Here is a 3,226-nt window from a genome sequence, read left to right as displayed (position 1 = left end):
CCCCCCCCTAGCCCCATTAAGCAATCCCCCAGCAATGCTGAAAGATCAGGAGCAAACAGAAAAGATCGAAAAAACTCCCTTAGAGCAATCCCGCAACAGGAAACCTCAACTTCCCCTCGTAAGCCGAACCGCGCTGTCTCAGGTCCTTCTGTACTACCCGAAGGCCAAGGTCAAGGCAGACCACACGAGGTGGAGACTAAAGTCTGTTGAGATTCAGGATTCCCAAGCATCGTGATTTGTGATTCAAGCTACCTTGTCAAAGGAGGTTTGGATGACAATGGAGCGTTTTGTAATTACGGATCGTCTTTCCCAGCGTCCGCAGCGTTGCCAGCCCTTGGACATCGATGCCGAAATCTACAAATGGCGCCATCTGATCGAGAACTTCTTCAGAAAATTCAAAGAGTTCAAGCGTATCGCCATGCGCAGCGACAAAACCGATGAAAGCTTCGAGGCCATGATCTATGCCTGCGCCGCAGCCATCAACTCACGATGAATCTCAACAGACCCTAGGTTGACGACTAGTTCTGGGGAGCATATGTCTTCATCGCTACTCTTTTCCCAAAACGTAGCTCTCCCAGCAGTGCATTAACGCTAACCGGGAAACGCAAAGGCTCAGCGACTTCAGTCACTGGGACTTTGTTCTTTGTGGGGTCGTTTCGCGACCTGAGAGATTCAGGTACGAACGCTGAGAGGCGAGGCGGACAGCCGAGTGCTTCAATCACCATCCGGCATCCGGCAAAATTTGTATTTATCCTTAAAAATTCAATGAGTTAGACAGAAAAAATGAGATGGATGAGGTAACCCAAGTGCCTTAAAGAATTTTGGCGTTAGCCTGACCTCCAGCAGAGTTTCCGCTAGGAATTTCTCGTCGTCCTGCTCTCGTTTCGCCAACTCCATTACTTATATGTTTCAAATAAGATTGCAATATGTAAAACTCATCATCCTCGGCCGGTAAACGCTCTCTATCCATGAAAGTTTCAATGCAAGCAAGAGCACTGGTGTAGTCCTGCTCGGTACGGATTGGTATCACACTGGACGCACTCATAGCAGGGAATCGGGATACATCGCAAGCGATTCTCGAAGGTTTTCCAGTGCATCTCCTTGGGTTTCTCGCCGGGGCTGTTGAGGATGCCGGTCTCCCATCCCAGCTTATCGCGGATTCGATCTGCCCGCCGTGCCATCCTGTCGTAATCCGTTTTCTGCCTTACCAGCGATGGATTGCTCGATAGCTTATTTCTCCTTACTAATCTCCGATCAACTGGAGATGGGTGCTCTTGAACATATTGCGGTCTTTGCTGGAAGACGGGTCTAACCCTTTTTCGATCATTTTATCTTTCATCCACTTTGGAGTAGCACCACGCGTATATGTGTTCTCGGGATTTTCCGGGTCTACATAATATGTGCGTTGTTCCGAGCATAAGACCTTCCATTGTTTGTTAGTTAGAAGCAATGGAACGACCTCCTCAACCATGAGATCATGTGATTTAATGAGTTCCATAATTCTATTCGCAAGATTTATTTTCATTTCCTTCTTACGGTGAGAGAACTCTTTCTCAAGAGAGGAAATCTCATTTTTTGATTCCTCTAGCCTTCTCTTGAATTCAATGAAATCGTGCTCAATAGTATCTTCATCTTTCATTTTCAGGGTACTCGATTATGTAGTCATAAGATAGTTATCATATTTTAGACGTGAAGTTAAATATGTCAACCAGAATTTCTTGAAAATAAAAATCCATTGTTGTATCCAATAAGTAGATCTTTTACCCCTTAAGGTGAGGGCGAGTCCTGCAATAGATGGATATTTATCGTTGAATCCATCAATATAACTTTTCTTATCCTTTAACCAGTTGAATTAATTGTATTTTCTTATCCATTTAAGGAGCTTTCCCCTGTGGTTAACCTTAAGCGTCACCCTTACGGGTCGCCGCGCGACTCCAGCCAGGTGCTGGCCCAGTAGGCCGCCGCTCAGGCATAAGGCTGGCAACGCTGCGGACGCTGGGAAAGACGATCCGTAATTACAAAACGCTCCGTTATCATCCAAACCTCCTTCGACAAGGTAGCTTGAATCACAAATCATGACACTTGGGAATCCTGAATCTCAACAGACCTTAGTTGATAACAGAGTTTTTCCCTCCGGTATCCCCACGCCGGCGGGCAACCGGGATGTCTCCAAATCCCGAAAGTCCCTGAAATCACGGAGGAATGACGCTTTTCAGTCCAGGCTATCTAAGAAGATAGCGGCCTCTCTTAAGAAGCAGGATTCCTTCAAGTCCTCCCTCAAGCAGGCCATCTTCGGGTTGGGTTCGGAAACCGCCCCAGGCAGCCCTCAGTGCCCCACGAGCGCGTTTCCTTGCACCCCTTTCCCAGAGCTACCACGCCTCGCGAGAGGCGCCGTGGCAGCGGAAACCGTTGCGGGCACGATCCGAAAAATCCAAAGCTCCTCAGCATCCAGGTACCGTAAAATCGCCCAAAATTCATCCAGGAAGCGGCAAGAAAGTTACTGTCGCACGTTGAAAAACTCGGATTACTGCCGGTTTTAAATTTCCACGCCGACGGACGCAAAGTCCGCAGCGAGCGCCGCGACGGCATTGGCATACTTCTCGTCGCTCTGGTGCTGCGTATGGATTTAGCGACCGGACGTGTGGGCTTCCCGACGGAAAATGGCTTCTTCAACTACACCATGGACCACCTGGCGACCTGGGCGGGGTTGGGCGAAAGGCGCGCGGCGCGGATCGTAGCAACGCTCAAGGACGCCGGGTATCTCGCCGTGTCCCAAATCCGGGAACGGTTGAAGGATGGCTCCTACAGAAGTTTTTCCGCGATCAAGATCGTTTCTACCACGCTCTTCGACGCTCTGGGACTCCGTGGCTGGCTTGACAAGGAACGCGCGAAAGCCAGAGAGCGGCTTAGGAAAAAACAGAAAGCATATGAGAAGGCATGCGCCAGAAAAGTCCACCAATGATCAACAGGGGCATTACGAGATAGGGAAGTTCCTTATCGCGTAAGCGGAACCCCAAGAAGTAGTAAGCCGCGTATTTCATTAAGATTATTTAAGTGAAACTAAGCGCGGGACGCGGGATGAAAGTCGCATAGACGAGCATTTCGTCTCCGCCGGCGCTTGCACACCCTCGCTTCCCTGTTCTCCTCATCCGTAAATACAAACATAACCACATCAATCTGGTCAGCAACGATCCACACTGACCAAAGGACATTACCAACTTTGCAA

The 3,226-nt window shown here is 49.0% G+C and carries 3 protein-coding genes; 2 read left to right on the top strand and 1 reads right to left on the bottom strand.

Annotation, left to right across the window (positions count from 1 at the left end; translation table 11 throughout):
• Window positions 1-277 precede the first annotated feature (277 nt).
• A complete protein-coding gene (locus N434_RS25250; RefSeq protein WP_210206064.1) occupies window positions 278-493 on the top strand; it encodes a transposase in 216 nt (71 codons plus the stop codon).
• A gap of 750 nt (window positions 494-1,243) precedes the next feature.
• On the opposite strand, the gene N434_RS25245 is transcribed toward N434_RS25250, so the two are convergent.
• Entirely contained in the window at window positions 1,244-1,639 is a 396-nt protein-coding gene (locus N434_RS25245) for an H-NS histone family protein (protein WP_097050051.1), read from the bottom strand.
• A 981-nt stretch (window positions 1,640-2,620) separates the two neighbouring features.
• On the opposite strand from N434_RS25245, the gene N434_RS25240 reads away from it, so the two are divergent.
• Window positions 2,621-2,962, top strand: a complete 342-nt coding sequence (locus N434_RS25240) for a hypothetical protein (protein WP_110760764.1) — start codon at window positions 2,621-2,623, stop codon at window positions 2,960-2,962.
• The last annotated feature ends 264 nt before the right edge of the window (window positions 2,963-3,226 follow it).

Origin of the sequence: Rhizobium sp. UGM030330-04 (genome assembly GCF_003208455.1) — a bacterium.
Lineage (GTDB): Bacteria > Pseudomonadota > Alphaproteobacteria > Rhizobiales > Rhizobiaceae > Agrobacterium > Agrobacterium rhizogenes_A.
This window is presented reverse-complemented; position numbering and strand designations above follow the sequence as displayed.